The organism is Bacillus sp. SORGH_AS_0510 (assembly GCF_030818775.1).
Lineage (GTDB): Bacteria > Bacillota > Bacilli > Bacillales > Cytobacillaceae > Neobacillus.
Genome location: NZ_JAUTAU010000001.1, coordinates 546,817 through 566,399, shown reverse-complemented (window position 1 = coordinate 566,399; position 19,583 = coordinate 546,817). Strand labels below are relative to the sequence as shown.

Sequence of the window (19,583 nt, the reverse complement as noted above, 5' to 3'; positions counted from 1 at the left end):
TCGCATTAAAGCGTTACCCTGCTGGGGGACAGGCCCCCGATGCGTTAAAGTGTTGGGGGACTGTCCCCACACAAGGCTTGGATCAAGAATATAGGGCATTTTATGAGGAAGTGGTTACGCTATGGAAGCATATTTTTGTGATTAGGGATTGAAGCGAGTCTTTTAATATAAAAGGCGGAGGGTTGTTTACCGATAGGGTTGAACTTAAACCATTTTTAACGGTCCAAACTTAGGTGGCTGGAATTTATCTACACACTTTGAGCATATATCTACACACTTTTGGATTTTTTCTACACAAAATTGGGATTTATCTACACAATTTTGGAATATATCTACACAAAATTAAGGTTTTTAAGTCAAGTCCTAAATATTGTGTAAAATTCCTATACAATGATTTCAACCAATTGAATTGCCTGGGGCCTTCTCCTATTAACATTTTTTTGCGAAACTTCCATGGGTTTAAAACTCCACATCCAGTAAAGGCTGTCAAAGGCTCTTTTCACTTTGACAGCCTTTACTGGATGTGGAAAAATCCATAAATGGAAGTTCAAAAAAACCATTAGCTATAGTGATTTTTTCTTAGCGTATATCGTGTCTTGATAGTGCATTAAAACAGCCCCTACTAGACGGAAAGCTGATTGGGTGTTTGGAAAAATACGTATAACTTTTTCCCTTCTACGTACTTCTTGATTTAATCGCTCAAGAGAGTTAGTACTTCTAATATGAGGACGAATGGATTCTGGATGATTCATGTATTGAATGGTATCTTCGAAACCTTTATCTAATACATCGAGTGCTTTTTCATATTTAGGGTTATCTCCAAACTTACTCATTAGTTCATCCTTAAATGTTCTAATATCGTCTATTGTGACAGCTTCAAACACACGTTTAATCATTAAGCGAATTTCAGCTGAATCCTTTTTAGGGAGTTTTTCAATAATATTACGTTTAAAATGTACATTGCATCTTTGCCAAGTAGTCCCGATAAATTCACGCTGTATAGCTTTTTGTAGACCCTGATGAGCGTCAGATATAACAAGTTTCGGGGATTGAAGGCCCCGTGATTTAAGTTGTTTAAAGAAATTACTCCAACTTTCATAGCTTTCAGCGTGATCTACACTTAATCCCAATATTTCACGCTTGTTTTTTTCAGTAAGAGCTGTGGCAATATAAACTGCTTTAGAGACGACACGTTGATGTTCACGTACTTTTATATACATTGCATCTACAAAAACAAAAGGAAAATAGACTGTGTTTAAAGGTCTTTTAGCCCAATCATTAACAATTGGATCTAACTTTTGAGTGAGTGATGAAACAAACGATTTAGAGATACTTTCACCACAAAGCTGCTCTACAATATGAGTGACCTTTCTTGTAGAGACACCATTAATGACCATCTCGAGCATAGAAAGGACTAAAGCCTGATCACAGCGAGCGTATTTTTCAAAGACCGAAGGTGAGAATTCACCATTACGAGTTCTTGGAACCTTGAGTTTTATCTTCCCAATACTCATTGTCAATTCGCGTTCATAATATCCATTACGGTAGTCATGACGCTCATCAGACCGCTCGTAAGGAGAAGTTTGTAAGTAGTCATCTCTTTCTTTTTCCATAAATTCATTTAAAACCAAAACAATAGCCGATTTAATAACGGTATCAATGTTTGAATTCATAACAGAATCTTTTAAAACTTCCATATCTAGGGTAAACTGTAACTGAGTCATTTTTATTCCTCTTTCATTGTTTATCGTGGTTGTTAAACATTGTAGCCAAGAAGGAATAAAATGACTCTTTTCTTTTTACACAATTATATGGACTTAATCGGTTTTTCTACACAGATTTCGATTATTTCTACAAATCGCCGTTTCGACCAGAGGAATTCTACAAAACCGAAGGTCAATTCTACAAAATCCAGCCTGGATTCTACAAATATCGGAAACCACCTTCCAATTCAGCATCAAACCAAGGGTGCCCCACGCTAAAGGCCCCCTCCACCAATCACAACAACCCCATGCGCTTAGTATAGACCATTGATCATGACTCGGCACACACCCGTTGCCACTCGCTCAAGTGAACCACGCCAAGTTCCGGTTTGGCCTCCCCTTCCAGCAACGCCAAGTATTCAAGCGAGTTGCCGTCCGGGTCCGCGAAATAGTAGGACGCGGCGGGCATCCAGGTGTGGACCACTGGTTCTGAGGCATCTAGCCCGAACGACGGACGGAGCTCGATTCCTCTTTTTTCTAAAAAGGAAGGTATCTTCAGCAACTCGTCGAGCGGCACCGCGAAGGCGAAGTGTGATGGCGTGAATGTTTCAGCGGGCTCCTCCCATACGCCGAGCATCTGCTCTTTTGTGCCGGCTTCCCCGAGCCAGAAAAATGCGACGCGTCGCTCTTCAATGACGTAGGCAAGCTCCAGCCCCAGTGATTGATAGAATGCGATAGATTGTTCTAAATTCCTTGTGTTTACATGCGTTTCATAGATTTTCATTTTGACCAGCCCTATTCCCTATTGATACCTTTATTTTAGTGTTTTTATAAAAAATAGACATTCTGCTTTAGTGTGAAGTTTTCTACGACTATAGTTGTAGACTAAATTATTTTTGGGGCATAGAAAAAAACGACGCCATTTTCGATTCGCTGATAAATTCGTAGATTCGCCGATAAACGCCAAAAATTCGCTGATATATTTCTAGATTCGCTGATAAGTAGTGAAAATTCGCTGATAACCCTCACAAAAGTGTAATTTTACACACAAAAAAGCACACGATCACGCCTCGTGTGCTTTCAACTTCCTATCTTAACGCGCCGCTACTATAAAAATAGTACGATTTGCTGCCGATTTTTACCCAGCCGGTGACCATCGCGCCGCTTCCATTGAAGTAATACCATGTCGTTCCGCTCTTCAGCCAGCCGGTAACCATGGCGCCGCTGCCGTTAAAGTAGTACCACGTCTTACCGAGTTGCAGCCAGCCCGTTTTCATCGCGCCGCTCGAAGTCAGGTAATACCAAGTGGTCCCTAGCTTAATCCAACCCGTCTGCATCACGCCGCTTGAGTTCGCATAGTACCAGGTGGTACCGACCTTGAACCAGCCTGTCTTCAAAGCGAAAGTGGCAGGGTCATAGTAGTACCATTTGCCGGCTTGGTTCACCCAGCCGGACGGCTTCGCTTTTTCCACCGTCACATAGGCAGGCACGCTCTTCGTACCGTAGCTGTCGATGGTGCCTACAGATATTTGGGTGCCCTCTTTTTGAGTTGGAATCTTCACGCTGAACTTTCTGTCGCCTCCAACCACCGCAGATCCGAGCAGTGTATCGCCCGCTTTCACTTCAATCGTGAAGCCTGGTTCGCCTGTCCCGCTGACATAAGTATCTTTATCGGATACCTTGTTAACGGTTGGCTTTGCCACATAGACCTGCAACCTTTGGCCGTTTCTTGGAAAAATGGCATTTCCTGCTTTATCTTCTACTTGAAGATACACGTTAAAGGTGCCCGTCTCAAAGTACGACGGGACATTGATTGTCGTTTCCCACAGCCCTGTGGATGGATTTTTCACAAGAGCGAAACTATAGTAATGAGTTAAATCAATGAATTCGAATCTGACTTCGGCGAACGCGATGCCGGAATTGTCATCGCTGATATCAGCCTGTACCTTTAGTTGTTCGCTGTGCGTCACCACTTCTTTGCTAATCGTTAAGCTTTTAAATGTTGGAGCAACGGTGTCTAGATTGGGATTCGTAAGCTGAAATGCTTTCGTTACCGTCGATACGTTGCTCGCCACGTCTGTAATTGTCAATTCGAGCTCCCAGTCCCCGGGAACCGTGTTGGTATTAAAGGTGTATGGCACCGTCCATTCGTCCTTGCTGCTGTCGTACGTCAACTTCGGACCGAACCATGTTACCCCATCCTTATTAAAATCTGCCTTAACAGACGCTACCCCGGAGTTATCGGAGATTTTCGCTCGAATCTGGAACGGCTCGCCTGCTTTGACCGTTTGCGGATCGAGAGTAATGCTGTTCGCGACCGGTAGTGCCCGGTCCTCGTTCGGGTTGGTCACCGTGATGGATTGGTCCGTTTTCGGCTCTCCCCATCCTCCCTCTTTTGTCTCAATATAGAAGGAGAGGTTCCATTTCCCTTGATGATCATACGGCCTGATTTGGTAGGTGCCGACCCATCTGTCTTCGCCCGCTTTGTAAGCCAAGTCCACTACCTTTTCGGTGGCACCTGATAAGTGTGCCCGAACACCTCGAAGGAAGTCGGCCGAGACATTTAATTTTGCTTTAATCGTAATCGTATCCCCTACGTTCGCTTCAGTTTGTGAAACGGAGGCGCTTTCGAGATAGTCTAGTATTGGTTCTTCTGCAGATGCCGCGGCCGGCGTTGCGCCAACTGTCAGCCCCAAGCCCGGAATGCATAGCATCAAGGCGATGATCGATAGAATAATTCGCTTGCCCAACTGATTTCCCCCTAGTTTTCTATGTCTATTTTTCTATTATATATGGGTGGTTCGCTTGGAAGTAGAAGCACTTTTTGGAAAAATAAAAACCGCTATCGAAGCGGCTTTTTTCAATTATAAGCTCTTCTCTAACGGGTTTGGACCCCATTGGTTCGCTTCTGGTTGGCTTTCTAGTAATGTGAAGATAAGGATAACTAAGTTGCCAAGCGGAACTAAGCTAAGTAAATACCACCAGCCGCTACGGCCAATATCGTGCAGTCTGCGCACAGTGACGGCGATGGATGGAATGATGATTGCTACATAAAAAACAAGAGCGAGGATGATTGTTGCCCATGAATTAGTCGCTTCCATTAATACTGTAAGCACGATTGAAATAATCCCTACGAACAAAACAAAAAACCAATATTCCTTCCGTCTTGCCCGGCCGTTAAACACGGCGTAATTCTGTAACGCCTTCAAAAACCATTGCATAGAAAATGCCCCCTATAAAAATATCTCTCTATTATATGATTACGATTTCTAGTATATCACCTGCGAATATGGTTGGTGAATGAAACCATTCGGCAATTATTGTCATAAGTAAAAAGCCCCTTGATCCTATAATCAAGGGGCTACTAACCGTTATTTCAACACACCATTACTATAAAAGTAGTAAGACTTTCCTGCGATTTTCGCCCAGCCGGTTACCATGGCTCCGCTACTATTGAGGTAATACCACTGGCGGCCGCTTTTTAACCAACCTGTGACCATTGTCCCGCTGCTGTTGAAGTAGTACCACGTTGCGCCGACCTTCGCCCAGCCGGTGGCCATCGCGCCGCTCCCTTTGAAGTAGTACCAGCCTTTACCCCACCATAGCCAGCCCGTTTGCATTGAACCATTGCTGTTCAGATAGTACCAGACCTTTCCAACCTTCAACCAGCCGGTTTGCATCGCCCCACTGTTGTTGAAAAAGAACCAGCCCGTGCCATCTTTGACCCAGCCTGTCTGCATCGCTCCACTGCTATTTAGGTAGTAACGAGTGCCTCTATCCAGGACCCAGCCCGTCACCATTTCCCCATCGTCGCGGAAGTAGTACCAAGTGGCTCCTTCTTTCATCCATCCGACCTGCATAGTGCCCGTTGTTAAGTCAAAGAAATACTTGGACATCCCAACAGTGAACCAGCCTGTCTTTTTCACATGGGTGACGGGATCATAGTAATACATCTTGCCGTTTTCTTCTACCCAGCCCATGAGGACCGGTTTGCTTTTAACAACCGTTACGGTGGCTGCAGGACTCACGTTTCCAAGCCTGTCCGTTGCCGTGATGGTTAGTTCCGTGCCCGCTGGTTGTGAAGGGATGTTCACGGAAAATTGATCGTGATAGGTCATAGTTGACCCTATTACCACACCGTTTACCTTCACTTCCACCGTCGAATAGATCTCTGCCTTGCCGTTGACAACGGTATCCATATCGCTGACTTCATTGACGACCGGCGGCAGTGGCGGTGTGCCGTCGGCTACCCTCACATATTCTATTGGGCTTCGATTTCCGGCTGCATCCCACGCATAAATAGCTAATTGCGTGTCTGCCTCTTGTCGTGGAATGGTCACGGAGAATTTTCCGTCTGTTCCTGTAATTGCTGTTCCAAGCACCGTATTTCCTTCCACGTCTATTCTTGAACCTGCCTCCGCTTCTCCCGTAACGACTGTATCCTGATCGGTTACCTTTTTGACATGCGGTTGTTCAGGCGGGGTTCTGTCTAGTACCGTTTTTTGTGTAACACTGACGTTTCCGGCCAGATCCGTAGCTGTGATTTTTAATATAGTCCCTGCTTTTTGCTGCGGAATTGGTATGCTGAAGGTGACATTTTTTTCACAGGTGGTAGAGCCTAAAAGAACGTCGTCCGCCTTCACCTCTATCGTTGCTACACTGTCAGTCCACCCACTTATTTGCGTATCTTGGTCCGTAACCAGGTATATGTACGGCCCCTTTGGCGGAGTCGCATCCTTCACCACCACCACGGTTGGTTCACTTTCATTTCCTTCTCTATCAAGGGCTGTCACGCTTAGTTCGGTGCCCGCGGGCTGTAAAGGAGTATGATTCACCCACGGGAACACAAACTCGAAGTCACCGTGCCCATCCACAGGTGTGGTGTCAAGCAGTTTACCGGCTATTTTCACTTGGACGGTTCCCCAAGGTTCCGCCTTCCCCGTTAGAACCTCATTTGCGTCGGTGACTTCATTGACGATTGGCTTTGCCGGTGGGGTCTTGTCTTTTACAAAGAGAATCGCAGAATCACTGCTATTTCCTGCATGATCATAGGCGGTTACGAGAATCCTGCTGTGAGCTGGCTGCGCAGGAATCGCGACCGAAAATTGGCCGTCGATTCCTGTTGTCGCCGTTCCAATCGTGGCATTATTCCACACTTTAACAATAGAACCTGGCTCCGCCTGCCCAGTAACGACTGTATCTTTGTCGGTGATTTCATTGACAATCGGCCTGTCAGGTGGCGTTTCATCTGTATATTTGCTTTTTGGGTAAAAGAGGATGCCACTTTGATTGAAATTGCCAGCCCCATCCCGGACCTTAATAAATAAGTATTTTTCATTAAGTGGTGTGTTTTCAGGATAGGTGTAGGTTGCTACCCATTCATCGGTGTTGCTATCGTATGAAAGCGGGATCGTTACTGCACTGTCCCTCTTCCCATCCGATAGTTCTCCCTCCACGGACGCCACTCCCGATTCTTCCTCCTCTATTTTTACACGGATGGTAAAGGGGTCTTCTACTACGACTGGCATGGGATTAAGAGAAATAGACCGGATTATAGGAGGATCCATGTCTCTATGTGCCTGGTTTGATATCACTATGTAGTCCACAAATTCATCACAAGACTTTAATGTGTTGTTTGCAACCGTATCATACATCCTTACATACAAATTCCATGTTCCCACCAGGGCATAACTGTCAATTGGAATATCGACCTGCCATAACCCCGTTTCCTGGTTGAGCGTCATCTCGAATTCTTTTTCCGTGAAATTGTGTAGAATGGCCGTTACCCTACTTACCCCGGATTCATCGGAAACTTTTGCCGTCATGGTAAGCGTGCCACCGATTGCTGGATATTCTGGCAAGACCGTGAAGTTTTCAAGCACAGGAGCATTAGTATCATCTGCAGCATTAGTTTTTACCAGTTGAGTACTATTTAAGGCACCTGCCTGTACAAACCCTCCCCCTTGTAAAACTAGCAGGAAGCACAGAACTGTAATGACTAGCTTTTTGCCCATATCCTTACCTCTCTTATCACTATTAATCTTGTAAAACCAGTTTAACATAAATTGTAAATATTTAGATTTATTCCCAAAAATTAATATAGACTTCACGTAAAGTGAACCGGCTTTGGTTTAAAAATCCACGTTTCTGAGTCTTCCCCTCCTCGAATTGCGAATTTTTGGTTATAATAAAGGAATATGGATTTTTAACGATCTTGTACGGATGGGATTTTTCTTTTTCCAAAAAGGGGGTTGCGGTATGGAGTTGACGCCGGTTAGTGAAAATATTGAACTCTTCTCGGAACAGTTGCGGGAGTTGCTGCACTCGAGTGTGACGGAGGATGCGAAGCTTGTGTCCAAGGGATTGATGTTGTACCGGCAAGGGCTGGTGAAGCAGGTACAAATTTTCCATGATGAAAAGGTAACCTCGACGGTCCAGGACGTCACGCCTTGCTACGTGAAGCTCATCCTGTCGTTTTTATCGGAGAGCTCGTGCTCGTGTCCGGCGGAGGGCTTTTGCCGGCATCAGATGGCGACCTTTTTTGCGGTGTATGCCCAGTTTGGCAGTGTCGCGGATTGGGTGACAGAGTGGCGCGAACCGGCCCGGGAGCAGGCGGCGATTTCCTCATGGGGTATGCAGACGGCGAAGGACCTCGTGAAGGCGAACGGTGTGTTGAAGCCGGAGTACAGTCGTTGGGTGCAGTCGTTCGAGGCGAGCTTTGACACGTTGTTGGCTTCGAAAAAATATACGAGCCCATATGTGGTTCCAGAACTGTTTGGCATCTACGAGCGGCGCGTTCATGCGAGTGCCCCGGTCGAGCAGGAATGGCGCTTGTTATATGAAATGGTTTGGATTGTGGTGTCGTTCCGGAAGCTGGCGGTGCTGAGCGATCAGCTTGAGCATAGTGCAGATGTCGTGAAGCGGGCGTATTTGCATTTATTCCAGAACCTGATGGAGGATGCGCATGAGCTGGCGGTGAAGATTGGTGTGCAGTCGCTGCCGTTTGCCTTTGATGAGTTTATTGAAAAATTGAAGGACGATGCGTTTGACCTGTTGACGTGTACAAGTGGAATTGAGTATGAGCGGATTTATTTGTATCGCTTGTTGTGGGTGCAATTTTTCAAGAAGAAGGAATGGCGTGAGGCGGAGGTTGTAAAGATTCAGGCCCGGTTGAAAGAGCTGCACGATTGGGAGAATCCGGCGCCGTTAATGGTGGCCGGGATTCATATTAACTTGTTGCTCGGGGATGATGAGGCGGCGTTGAAGCAGGTTGGGCTGTTTGACGATGCCGTGATTGTGCCGTATCTGTTGTATTGGATTGATTATTTAAGCGGGTTGAAGGCGTGGCGCCGGGTAGGCACGTTGATTGAGTTGTTTTTGCAAAAAATCAAGGCGTATCTGGAGGAGCTCGGCGGCTATCATAGTTGTGTGTCGTTCGTTCGGGATGCACTTCGGGCGGTGACGCCTTATTGTACGGAGTCGGACCGGGCAGATTTGATTGAGCGTGCGTTGTTGCAGACGTTGCCCTATAGTTTCCGCGAGTATGAATATATGTTGTTCGAGCGCGGGCAGTATGACCGCTGGGGCGAGCTCCAGGCGTTTATCGGCTTGAATTTCTATGATTTGCCGAAGGAACGGTTAAAGTTGATTGAGAAGGAACGGCCCGAGGTGCTGTTGGGGATGCTTCACCAAACGGCACAGAAGGAGATTGACCAGAAGAACCGGAGCAGCTACAAGTTGGCGGTGCGCCATTTGAAGAAGTTACGGACGCTGTACAAGAAACTAAAGCGTGTGGATGATTGGGAGTACTTTATGGAAACCCTACTTGAGCGGACGAAACGGTTGCGGGCGTTCCACGAGGAGTGTAAGCGGAGTAAGCTGATCGAAAGCTAAGGTCGGGGGACAGTCCCCCGGCGCGTTAATGCATTAACGCCCTGGGGGACTGTCCCCAAAACAAAAGGAGTTTTGTACCATGCTTAAAACTAGGTTTATGAAATTGCTGACAACTAAATTAGGTGATGGCCGCTTTCTGCTTAGGGCCCAGGATGAGCACGGCCGCTTTATGAATCCGTTTCGGTGGAAAGACCTCGTTTTTAGCAGTCATGAGGAGAGCTTCTTTGGCACGCTCCTGGAGAACGAGACCTTGGACGACGTCGAAGGAGTGGTCGTCAGCGGCTGGCAGCTTGTTTCCCTTTTTGCTAAAGAATCCTTCAATCGCTATATCGAATGGGATTGGAATGAAGAGTCAGAGACTTGTCTTGCCGCGGCCCACGCCATGTTTGAAGGCATCGTGGAGAAGGACTGGCTGCCGGACTTTTCGGTGTGGGAGCATGGGGATTTCCGCTGGAAGCTGCCGGAACGTGTGAAGGATGAGTTTGATCCTTCTTTTTGGGAGCAGCCCGTAGAAGACGGTCAAGAAACGACCACCAAAACATACATATCCGATTTATTCAACAGCGCGCTGGACGGCTACTTAACGCGCAACGCAGCCATGAAGGAACTCTTTGGGCCGAAGCTTGACCTACTTCGAAAGCAAAACATCTCTGGCGGCGAGCTCGCCCGATATTTTGATGAGGAAAGTTGGCTCGAATGGGTTGGCATCAAGGAGAATGACACACCGTTTACCATCGGCCTCAGACTCGATGAGCCGATCGATGGCGAAGGCGCCTGGACACTCGATGTCTTTTTGCGCGGGAAAAAGAAACCGGATGATATCTATGACATCGAAGGCACCTCCAAGCTTCCTGCGAAATGGCGTCCTTTTTTAGAAAAAGTCGATAGTGAACAAAGCCGCTGGGCCCGACTGATTCCGTGGTTGAGCGAGGATGGTTACTTCAAAACGCATCTCACCGAGGAAGAAGCGTGGATGTTTTTAACAGAGGCAAGTGAAACGATGCTGGCGCTGGACGTCGAAATCCTCCTCCCTTCCTGGTGGCAGGCGATGAAAAATGCCAACCTAAAAGTAAAGGCGTCGTTGAAAGGATCTTCCAGCCACCGGCCGTCGTTTGTTGGGCTACAGGCGATGCTTGACTTTAACTGGCGTTTTTCCATGAACGGTGTCGACCTGTCCGAGGAAGAGTTCGGCAAGCTGGTAGAAGAAAAGCGCAGGCTCGTCTACATTCGCGGCCGTTGGGTGAAGCTCGATCCTCAGTTCATCAGGCAAATTCAGGACTTAATGAAGCGGGCGGAAAAAGAAGGCCTGCACGTACGCGACCTTCTTGAGCAAGAGCTCGTGGATCCGGGAGCCACCGAAGACGAACTGGAGAATCCAAAGGCGTTCGCCAAGATTCAAATCGAGCTCAACCGTCAGTGGAAGCAAATGATCAAGCAGTTGTCCGAAATACACGAAATTCCGCTGACCGATGTGCCATCAGGGCTACTGGGCGAGCTTCGCCCCTACCAGCAGCTTGGCATGAGTTGGCTCTGGTTCCTGCGGCAATATGGCTTTGGTGCAGTACTCGCCGATGACATGGGTCTCGGCAAAACCGTACAGCTCATATCCTACCTGTTGAAGGTAAAAAACGATGCTAGCAAAGAGCTAGTTTCGGTGCCTGACCCCAAAGAGAAGGTGCCAACGAAAGCTGCTTTAATCATCTGCCCTACTTCTGTTCTTGGGAACTGGCAGAAGGAGTTGGAGCGTTTTGCACCGGAGATGAATGTTTACTTGCATTATGGTTCGAATCGTCTCAAGGAGGAGGCTTTTTCGGATAAAGCGAAGGATGCCGATGTGGTGTTGACCTCGTATGGCTTGAGCCACCTTGATTCTGAGGAGTTCGAGTCCTTGATTTGGAGCTCGATTGCCATCGATGAGGCGCAGAACATTAAGAATGCGCAGACGAAACAGTCGAAGGCCGTTCGCAGACTGCGCGGCCGTCATCATATCGCGCTGACAGGAACGCCGATGGAAAACCGCCTCACCGAGCTGTGGTCGATCTTTGATTTTACCAATCACGGGTACCTTGGCAGCTTAGGGCAGTTCCAGAAGAAGTTCGTCATCCCGATCGAAAAGGATGAAAAGAAGGAAAAAGTGCAGCAGCTGCAATCGTTGATTCGTCCCTTCCTGCTGCGCCGCACGAAAAAGGACGAAGAGGTGGCCCTCAACCTGCCGGATAAACTCGAACAGAAAGAATACTGCCCGCTGACCGCAGAGCAGGCGTCACTATACGAGCAACTTATTCACGATACATTTGCAGAAATCGAAAAGCTGTCCGGGTTTGAGCGCAAAGGGTTAATTTTACAAATGCTGACCCGTTTGAAACAGCTGTGCAACCACCCTGCCCTCTATTTAAAAGAGAAAGCGACGGCAGGCCGCGAACTTCTTGACCGCTCGAACAAAATGGAGAAGCTGGTTGAGTTGATCGACGCCGTTCTGGAACAGGGCGAAAGCTGCTTGATTTTTACCCAGTATATCGAAATGGGCGAAATGATTCGGGCGACGCTGAAAAAGAAATTCGGCATCGAGGTCCCATTCTTGAACGGAAGTGTGCCGAAGACACAGCGTGACGACATGATTGAGCGGTTCCAAGCCGGGAAGTTCCCTGTATTCCTGCTGTCATTGAAGGCAGGCGGAACGGGGCTGAACTTGACCGCGGCGAATCACGTCATCCACTACGACCGCTGGTGGAATCCGGCCGTTGAAAATCAGGCCACGGACCGGGCCTACCGGATCGGGCAATCGCGCTTCGTCCACGTGCACAAGCTGATTTGTACCGGAACACTCGAGGAAAAAATCGACGCAATGCTGGAGAAGAAGCAATTCCTCAACGACCAAATCATCCAGAGCGAAAACTGGATTACGGAGCTTTCGACGGATGAGTTGAAGGACCTGGTGTATCTGGGGTAGACATGTAGCTGAAGATTTTTTCTTCAGCTATTTCTTTTTGTGATACCATCTACTTAGAAAAATATTCTAATTAGGGGATACAAAATGAAAAGACGCAAAATCACGCTTATTGTTTCAGCCATCATTCTACTGTTAGGCCTCATCTATTATGTAGGATTTTTAGCACCCTTTAACCTTGCTAGTGCCATCAATCCAGAAGGTTTAGGCGTATTAAACATCAAAAGCTTCAAGGAAATAGATGAACTAGAGAAGTATTTTAAAGATTATAAAGTGGAAAAAGTTAAGTATTTGGGCAGTGATACATACGAGGTGTTTACCAATAAAGGCGAATTTATTATCATCGCCGATTACTCGGACCGAATGTATTGGCGATACAAAATTTTCAAATACGATCAGAAAGCGAAGTATTTCACTAATCCTATGTAACTTTTTTTTAAAAGGCTGTGTTAAAGAACAAGGTTGATTATTACACCCTGTTGATTGGAGCGGAAGACGCGCAGACTCCTGTGGGAGTATGATTCAGGGGAGACCCCGCAGACGCTTGCGTCGAGGAGGCTCGCCGAAACACCCACGAACCGCTCGCGTCTGGAACGGAAATCAACAGGCAAGTTTAACAGAGACTTTTAAAAAAACAATGACTATCTAATTTTGATAGTCATTGTTTTTTCCCCAATCCTTTCAATTTTACGTATCCATTTAAAATAAGTTAGCAATATGAGAAACAAAATAGGGTCGCACACGATTGAATAATACACATTCCACCAGCCATAATGAAAGTAGCCCCAAGGTTGCGGGAGTAGAGCTGCGTATTCATACATCAAAATGAAAATCACCCAACCGACTAAGTAACTTCCCCTTTTTAAAAGAGACTTCTGGAATGGATACCAGTTTAAAAACATCACGTTCACAGGTGGAATAAGCAGCGAATAGGCTAGTATGTTGGTCCAATCGATTCCTCTCCAGAAATACCAATAGCCATTTAATTTTTCATCAACTAATATATCAAACAGCATTTCCAGTAACATCGTAAACGTCCAAATATGAACGATCTGGTTTTTCGTCAGCTGTTTTTTCATTTTAATAACAATCGTATTGAAAAGGATTATCGAAACCGCAAATATGATCATGCTTAATTCACCCTATTTAAAAAGCGTATAGCTTAGTTTCCTCATAAAAAGGGCAAATTATCCACTAAAGAGGGACAGTCCCCCTCCAATTTCCAACACCACGAAAAGACCGTGCCTAGCAGCCACGATCTTCTATTAGTCTTTTTCCAACATGCTCTTAATTCTTTTCAAATCAGCATTATTTGCTTTTTTCATCATGGTTGACATAAATGGAGTGAACAGCTTTGAAAATCCAGTGGGATTTCCTTTGTTTCTCAAGGTCATCCGGGTCGTTTGGTCGTCGATTTTTTCCCAAGTGTAGGTCGTTTCCATGGGAAAAGGGCCGTTCGCCGTGCGCATGACCATTTTTTCGCCTGGCACATATTCAACGATTTCATATACATAGGAGAGTTCTCGCCCTAAAAACTGTGCTATAAATGCGATTCGCGCCCCGATAACTACAGATTTGTTCAATTGCCATTCGGCCTTTTTAATGTTCACATACCATTCTGGCGCGTTTTCTGGATTTGCCGCATATGCTGCAACCTGTTCACGCGGACAATGAATAGTTATATCGGTTAATACGTCGACCATAGTTGTCCCTTTTCTTTCTATTATTTTTTCGAAAGCTCGTTAAAGCTTTCAGCCATTTACTGTAAATAATCCGGATGGTTTTGAGGTCTCAGACTATTAATTTCTTCAAAAATATTCTCGTTTTCCCTTTTTGGAGATGGGTTTTGATTTTGGAAATAGGAATCTAAGATTTTCTTGAACTCTCCCACCGTTAACGGTTTGGCATGGTCCTTCAATTCATAACCGAGCAGTCCGTTAGCCTCAAGGGTTGCCGTTTTCACATCTTCTATTTTAGCTATCCCCTGATTGCGCATTCTCATTTCCAATTGGTCGACGGTTAACCGTAACTTCTTCAGATTCTTCGTATTCAAAACACCATTCTCTATCACTATTTTTGATTTACCCGTTATGAACTTTTCAAAGATGTTAAATTTGATTTCTACATATTCTAGAATGACGATAGAAACCACAAAGATTGCGGCCCCAACAATCGCCTTTAGGACGCTTTTTTCCACAATAGGTTGAACGATAATGGTTCCAATAGAAATCATTACGATTGTTTGAGCAAGGGTCATTTGCGATATGGACTTTCTACCAGCGATTCTTAACAAGAAGATACCAGCTATGATTAAAACAAATGATTTCCATATAAAGGATAATTCCATTTAACTAGCCTCCTAAAAACAACTTTAGCTATTATTTTCCCAAATATGCACAATTTTATTATGAAGTGCGGGGGGGCGTTTCCTCACAACGATATAATCCTTATAATTTTTCCAAACCACCTTCCTGTCCCTGCATATCCTGAAGTAGGACAAGTAAAGGTGGTGAAATGTATGGGAAAAGATAAGGATAAGGACGAGAAAAAGAAACATTTTTCGAATCCATTTAACAATGAGATTCAGCTTTGCTGCGATTGTGGCGGGTGCTGTTTGGTGCATCAGCAGTTCACGATTGAGGAAGATCTGCCGGCATCACAGTTCCCTGGCACGTTGACAGTATTTGAGGCCAACTCCTATGAGCCTTCATGTGTTCCGGGTCAAGTGGGGCCGTGTCTAGGTGCAGCTGAAACGGAACAAACCGAGGTGATTATTACGCAAGTACCACTGCGAACATTGCCGTTTGGTACCGTGATTGCCCGAAACATCGGTAATTTTGCGTTTGACTTTACCTTGGTCGGGACAGATACAGAAGAAGACGTCATCACGAAAACCGTGCCGCCGGGACTCAGGTCGCTCTGTCTGGTGTGGTACGAAGAGTCGATCTTCAAACTCCTGCTGACCCTATTCACGCGTTATTTAACTTTGATATTTTCTTCATTCCGCCGAATCCGGTTTAACTCTACTAAAAAGGCGCCAAAAAACCAGGCAGGGACCCTCTCCTTGACTGGTTTTTGGTGATTTTCACGTCTTCTTACGGAATAGGGGGATTGTAGGGCTTGGAATTCTACACAGAATTAGGTTTTTTCCACATAAGATTCGAGGAATTCTACACAAAATGAAGACAATTCTACACAAATCGAGGTTAATTCTACATAAAATCAAAGGAATTCTACAAAATCGCCAAGGAATTCTACAAAATTTGGAAACTCCCTTCCAATTCCCTATTAATGTCCAACACTGGATATGGCGCATAATATTTCCTATTCTCCACAAAATAAGGAAAAACCAATTGAGGGATACCCATGAAGAACGATCATGAAATCGAAGGGCAAAATGTAGGAGAGCAAAACTGGGTTGAACGCATTTCCAAATCAAACGACTTTGTTCGTGAGCATACCTCTTTAAAAGACAGTGAGCCCTTTTGGCTTTCCTACTTCCGTACCCTCATCTCATCAGACATTTTACATAAAGATGTGCTGCCTTATTTACAGGAGCACCTTTCACTAGAAGAATTAAAAAGCAAGATACCAGTACAAGAGATTTCTTTTACAAGTGACCCCTCAAAAATTGTTCAAAACCTGTTAAATGGATACATTGCTGTTCAAAAGGCTCCCAACGATCAAGAGTGCTTATTAATAAATATTGCGAACAGCAAATTTCGTGATGTCGGAGTACCGACCATGGAATCTTCGGCATTAGGTCCACAGGTTGGTTTTATTGAAGAACTCGACACTAACATCAATCTGATTCGAAAGAGATTACCCGCTGCGGAACTACTAGTAAAAGAACTAACAGTAGGGGAATTATCGAAGACTAGAGTAGCCGTCATTTATATGGAAGGGATTGCTGATCCAGAGAATGTAAACACGGTGATCCAACGAATTCAGGATATTCAATATGATCAAATTTTAGACAGTTCCTATATTGCGGCTATGATAGAGGATAATTCTCACTCCTTGTTTCCTCAGTCCATCTCAACGGAGAGAGTCGATCGAGTTGCCGCAGGACTCCCAGAAGGGAAAATTATCATAGCGGCTGACGGGTCACCGAATTTAGTCATCGCACCTGTTACTTTAATGGAATCGTTAATTGCCATGGAGGACTATAGTTTTTCTTGGATTATTTCTAATTTTTTTCGCCTATTGCGATTCTTTTCTATTTTCATATCAGGTCTAATCAGTCCTTTATACGTCGCCGCTCTGACCTATCATTATGAATTGATCCCTTCGAAATTATTAGAAAACTTGGTTGGTTCAAGAGTATCGGTTCCATTCTCGCCTTTTTTGGAGGCACTATTTTTAGAAATTATGATAGAAATGGTGAAAGAAGCTGGAATTCGTTTACCTACGAAAATTGGACAATCCCTTGGTGTTGTTGGGGGCATTGTCATCGGTCAAGCCGTCGTTGAAGCAGGTTTAACCAGCAATGTGTTGCTAATCTTAGTAGGCCTCGGAACCTTAGCTTCCTATATTGCACCGGTCTATAAATTTAGCAACACCATTCGTTTTTTTAAATTTCCTGTCATTTTTTTAGCCCAATTTCTAGGTTTATTTGGGGTATTTGTTGGATTATTATTTACGGTTTTACATACGCTCAGGTTAACCTCACTTGGGCGTCCCTATTTAAGTATCTATCCATTAAGAAAAACAGCCTTCCAAGACCTATGGTTTAGACTTCCTTTTTCCATGCAAAAAGAGAATCCGCAATCTCTAAGGCCGCAAAAAAAGCGAAAGTCTACTGGAATGGGAAAGAACCCCGAGCCAATGAATGATTTCTATGAATAAAGAAGGGTGATATTTTATATGCAAGTAGATAAGAGGCATCAAATTTCTCCCTATTTAGTCTTTTTTACAATCTATAGTTCACAAGTTGGTGTGGGAATTTTAAGCTTTCAACGACTCATTGCTAAAAAGGCCGGCTATGATGCCTGGATGGGGGTAATACTTGCCGGCTGCTGTGTTCAACTATTTATTTGGATGATGTATAAGCTTTTAGCAAAAGTAGATGGAGATATCGTGGATGTTCATTCAATTGTCTTTGGTAAAAGCATTGGCAAATGTTTAAGCTTGATCATCATGTTGTATTACTGGTTAGCTAGTGTATCTGTTTTAGTTGGCTACATTGAAATCATACAGGTTTGGATGTTTCCTAACTTGTCCTCATGGCTTCTTGCCATCATCATATTGATTCTCGTCTATTATTGTGTATCTGGAGGATTTCGAGTTGTCGTTGGAATTGCATTATTATCGTTTATTTATCCACAAATTTATCTTATCATTCTTTATGTTTTCCCTATAAAAATGGCTCATTTTTCAAATTTATTACCCATTATGAACCATTCCTTTTTGAATTTATTGGATTCTGTTAAAAGCTCCATGTATACCTTAGCTGGAACGGAAACGTTGCTCATGTTTTATCCTTTTATTAGAAATGTAAACTCATCAAAAAAATATGCCCATCTGGGAGCATTATTTACAACCCTGCTCTATACTTTTTCTGCTATCGTTTCTTTTACCTTTTACAGTGAAAAACAATTAGCTACAACCATTTGGCCAGAGCTGTCTTTAACGAAAGTCATGAAGTTTTCTTACTTGGAAAGATTTGAGTACTTATATATCTCTATGTATTTAATCATCGTAACCGCCCTACTCGCACTCCTACTCTGGTGTTCTAGCAGAGGTCTTAAGAAAATTTTTAATAAAAAGCAAAAATACGCCTTAATAGTCCTTAGCATTATTAGTGTCGTCCTATGCCAATTGATTAAAGACCCTTATAAAGATTGGTTTAATCAACTTATTACACAAATGAATTTATGGTTATTTTATGTTTATATTCCTTTACTCCTTCTAGTCCTTACTATATTAAAAAGGGGGTCATAAAAATGGCTAAGCATTCTGTCATTTGGTTTTTGCTACCACTATTTTTAACGGGTTGTTCCCTTATCACTCCCACCATTGTGAATGAAATAAATATGGCACAAGGCGTAGGGTATGATGTGGCACCTGAGAACAAAATAAAAGAGACGATTGTATTTCCTATCTTTAAAAAAGACAAATCTTCTACTACTGAAATCAAGTCAAGTGTGGGGCAATCAAGCAAAGAGATTCGTGGCCTTTTAAATAACGAAACAAGATATCCTTTAGTAAGTGGGCAGCTTCGTTTAGCTCTTTACGGAAAGGAAATGTCCAAAAGAGGGATAAACGATTTTGTTGATACCCTAAACCGTGATCCCTCCATAGGAAACCTTGTTCAACTGGCCATTGTAGATGGTGATGCCTCTGATTTATTATCGACAGCGACATTTAAAACAGAGAATATTTCCTTATTTTCGCAAGAATTACTTGACCAAAACATGGAACACGGGCAGCTTCCACGCTCCAATTTACACAGCTTTCTCTTTCAATTTTCTCAAGTTGGACAGGATCCTTATTTGCCACTAATCAAGAAGGAAAAAGATACAATCAAAATCAATGGGTTGGCCATTTTTAAGGATGATCGATTTGTCACAGCTTTATCGATGGATGACCTGTTCATTTTTAAAGGGCTAGTTGATACATACAACCACGGGCTACATCAATTTAATATAAAAAATGGCGAGAGGATCGTTCTAGATATTCTTCATTCAAAGGCAAAATACAAAGTGAAAATTGTGAAAGGTAAACCTGTCTTTACAATCTACTTACAAATGAAGACACGACTTCAAGAGTTCTCTTCACCTAAGAAAGAGCGGGTTCCTATTGATAAACCAAAACTTCAAAAGGGAGTGGAACAGATTTTAGAAAAGGGTTCCTTAAAAATTATCAATCGATTTAAGGAACAAAAAGTAGACCCGCTAGGCCTTGGAGCAAAATATAAAGAGCATTATCGCCCATTCAATGAGAAAACATGGAAATCCATTTATCCTCAAGTAACGGTTCTTGTACATGCTGACGTAGAGATTAAACAAACTGGAATTGTGGAGTAACAAGATTTATGT

The 19,583-nt window shown here is 44.1% G+C and carries 15 protein-coding genes; 7 read left to right on the top strand and 8 right to left on the bottom strand.

What is annotated here, in order from left to right; all coding sequences use genetic code 11:
- Positions 1 to 563: 563 nt before the first annotated feature.
- From QE429_RS02960 to QE429_RS02940, 5 genes are all read right to left on the bottom strand, one after another.
- Entirely contained in the window at positions 564 to 1,724 is a 1,161-nt protein-coding gene (locus QE429_RS02960; RefSeq protein ID WP_307283867.1) for an IS256 family transposase, read from the bottom strand.
- Positions 1,725 to 2,034: 310 nt separating this feature from the next.
- Positions 2,035 to 2,487, bottom strand: coding sequence for a VOC family protein (locus QE429_RS02955; RefSeq protein ID WP_307283864.1), 453 nt, complete (start codon positions 2,485 to 2,487; stop codon positions 2,035 to 2,037).
- Between the two features lie 304 nt (positions 2,488 to 2,791).
- A complete protein-coding gene (locus tag QE429_RS02950) occupies positions 2,792 to 4,453 on the bottom strand; it encodes an Ig-like domain-containing protein (protein ID WP_307283861.1) in 1,662 nt (553 codons plus the stop codon).
- A gap of 114 nt (positions 4,454 to 4,567) precedes the next feature.
- The gene (locus tag QE429_RS02945; protein ID WP_307283859.1) at positions 4,568 to 4,924 is read right to left on the bottom strand and encodes a DUF805 domain-containing protein; all 357 of its coding nucleotides are present in this window, start codon (positions 4,922 to 4,924) and stop codon (positions 4,568 to 4,570) included.
- Between the two features lie 150 nt (positions 4,925 to 5,074).
- Positions 5,075 to 7,717 carry an Ig-like domain-containing protein gene (locus QE429_RS02940; RefSeq protein ID WP_307283855.1) on the bottom strand — a complete coding sequence of 881 codons (2,643 nt, stop codon included), beginning with the start codon at positions 7,715 to 7,717 and terminating at the stop codon, positions 5,075 to 5,077.
- Between the two features lie 244 nt (positions 7,718 to 7,961).
- Here QE429_RS02940 and QE429_RS02935 point away from each other — a divergent pair, with 244 nt between their 5' ends.
- The 3 genes from QE429_RS02935 to QE429_RS02925 all read left to right on the top strand — a co-directional run bounded on the left by QE429_RS02935 (position 7,962) and on the right by QE429_RS02925 (position 12,972).
- On the top strand, positions 7,962 to 9,596 hold the full coding sequence (locus tag QE429_RS02935) for an SWIM zinc finger family protein (RefSeq protein WP_307283852.1): 1,635 nt from the start codon (positions 7,962 to 7,964) through the stop codon (positions 9,594 to 9,596).
- Positions 9,597 to 9,675: 79 nt separating this feature from the next.
- Entirely contained in the window at positions 9,676 to 12,546 is a 2,871-nt protein-coding gene (locus QE429_RS02930) for a DEAD/DEAH box helicase (RefSeq protein ID WP_307283850.1), read from the top strand.
- Between the two features lie 84 nt (positions 12,547 to 12,630).
- Positions 12,631 to 12,972 carry a hypothetical protein gene (locus QE429_RS02925; protein ID WP_307283847.1) on the top strand — a complete coding sequence of 114 codons (342 nt, stop codon included), beginning with the start codon at positions 12,631 to 12,633 and terminating at the stop codon, positions 12,970 to 12,972.
- Between the two features lie 212 nt (positions 12,973 to 13,184).
- Here the strand turns inward: QE429_RS02925 and QE429_RS02920 are convergent, their stop codons facing one another.
- From QE429_RS02920 to QE429_RS02910, 3 genes are all read right to left on the bottom strand, one after another.
- Positions 13,185 to 13,673, bottom strand: a complete 489-nt coding sequence (locus QE429_RS02920; protein ID WP_307283845.1) for a hypothetical protein — start codon at positions 13,671 to 13,673, stop codon at positions 13,185 to 13,187.
- 135 nt (positions 13,674 to 13,808) lie between these two features.
- On the bottom strand, positions 13,809 to 14,246 hold the full coding sequence (locus tag QE429_RS02915; RefSeq protein ID WP_307283843.1) for an SRPBCC family protein: 438 nt from the start codon (positions 14,244 to 14,246) through the stop codon (positions 13,809 to 13,811).
- A 56-nt stretch (positions 14,247 to 14,302) separates the two neighbouring features.
- Positions 14,303 to 14,890 carry a DUF421 domain-containing protein gene (locus tag QE429_RS02910; RefSeq protein WP_307283840.1) on the bottom strand — a complete coding sequence of 196 codons (588 nt, stop codon included), beginning with the start codon at positions 14,888 to 14,890 and terminating at the stop codon, positions 14,303 to 14,305.
- A 171-nt stretch (positions 14,891 to 15,061) separates the two neighbouring features.
- On the opposite strand from QE429_RS02910, the gene QE429_RS02905 reads away from it, so the two are divergent.
- The 4 genes from QE429_RS02905 to QE429_RS02890 all read left to right on the top strand — a co-directional run bounded on the left by QE429_RS02905 (position 15,062) and on the right by QE429_RS02890 (position 19,571).
- A complete protein-coding gene (locus QE429_RS02905; protein ID WP_307283837.1) occupies positions 15,062 to 15,625 on the top strand; it encodes a hypothetical protein in 564 nt (187 codons plus the stop codon).
- 284 nt (positions 15,626 to 15,909) lie between these two features.
- Positions 15,910 to 17,391: a spore germination protein gene (locus QE429_RS02900; protein WP_307283835.1), complete on the top strand. Its 1,482-nt coding sequence runs from the start codon at positions 15,910 to 15,912 to the stop codon at positions 17,389 to 17,391.
- An 18-nt stretch (positions 17,392 to 17,409) separates the two neighbouring features.
- The gene (locus QE429_RS02895) at positions 17,410 to 18,486 is read left to right on the top strand and encodes a GerAB/ArcD/ProY family transporter (RefSeq protein ID WP_307283832.1); all 1,077 of its coding nucleotides are present in this window, start codon (positions 17,410 to 17,412) and stop codon (positions 18,484 to 18,486) included.
- Positions 18,487 to 18,488: 2 nt separating this feature from the next.
- On the top strand, positions 18,489 to 19,571 hold the full coding sequence (locus QE429_RS02890) for a Ger(x)C family spore germination protein (RefSeq protein WP_307283829.1): 1,083 nt from the start codon (positions 18,489 to 18,491) through the stop codon (positions 19,569 to 19,571).
- Positions 19,572 to 19,583 lie beyond the last annotated feature (12 nt).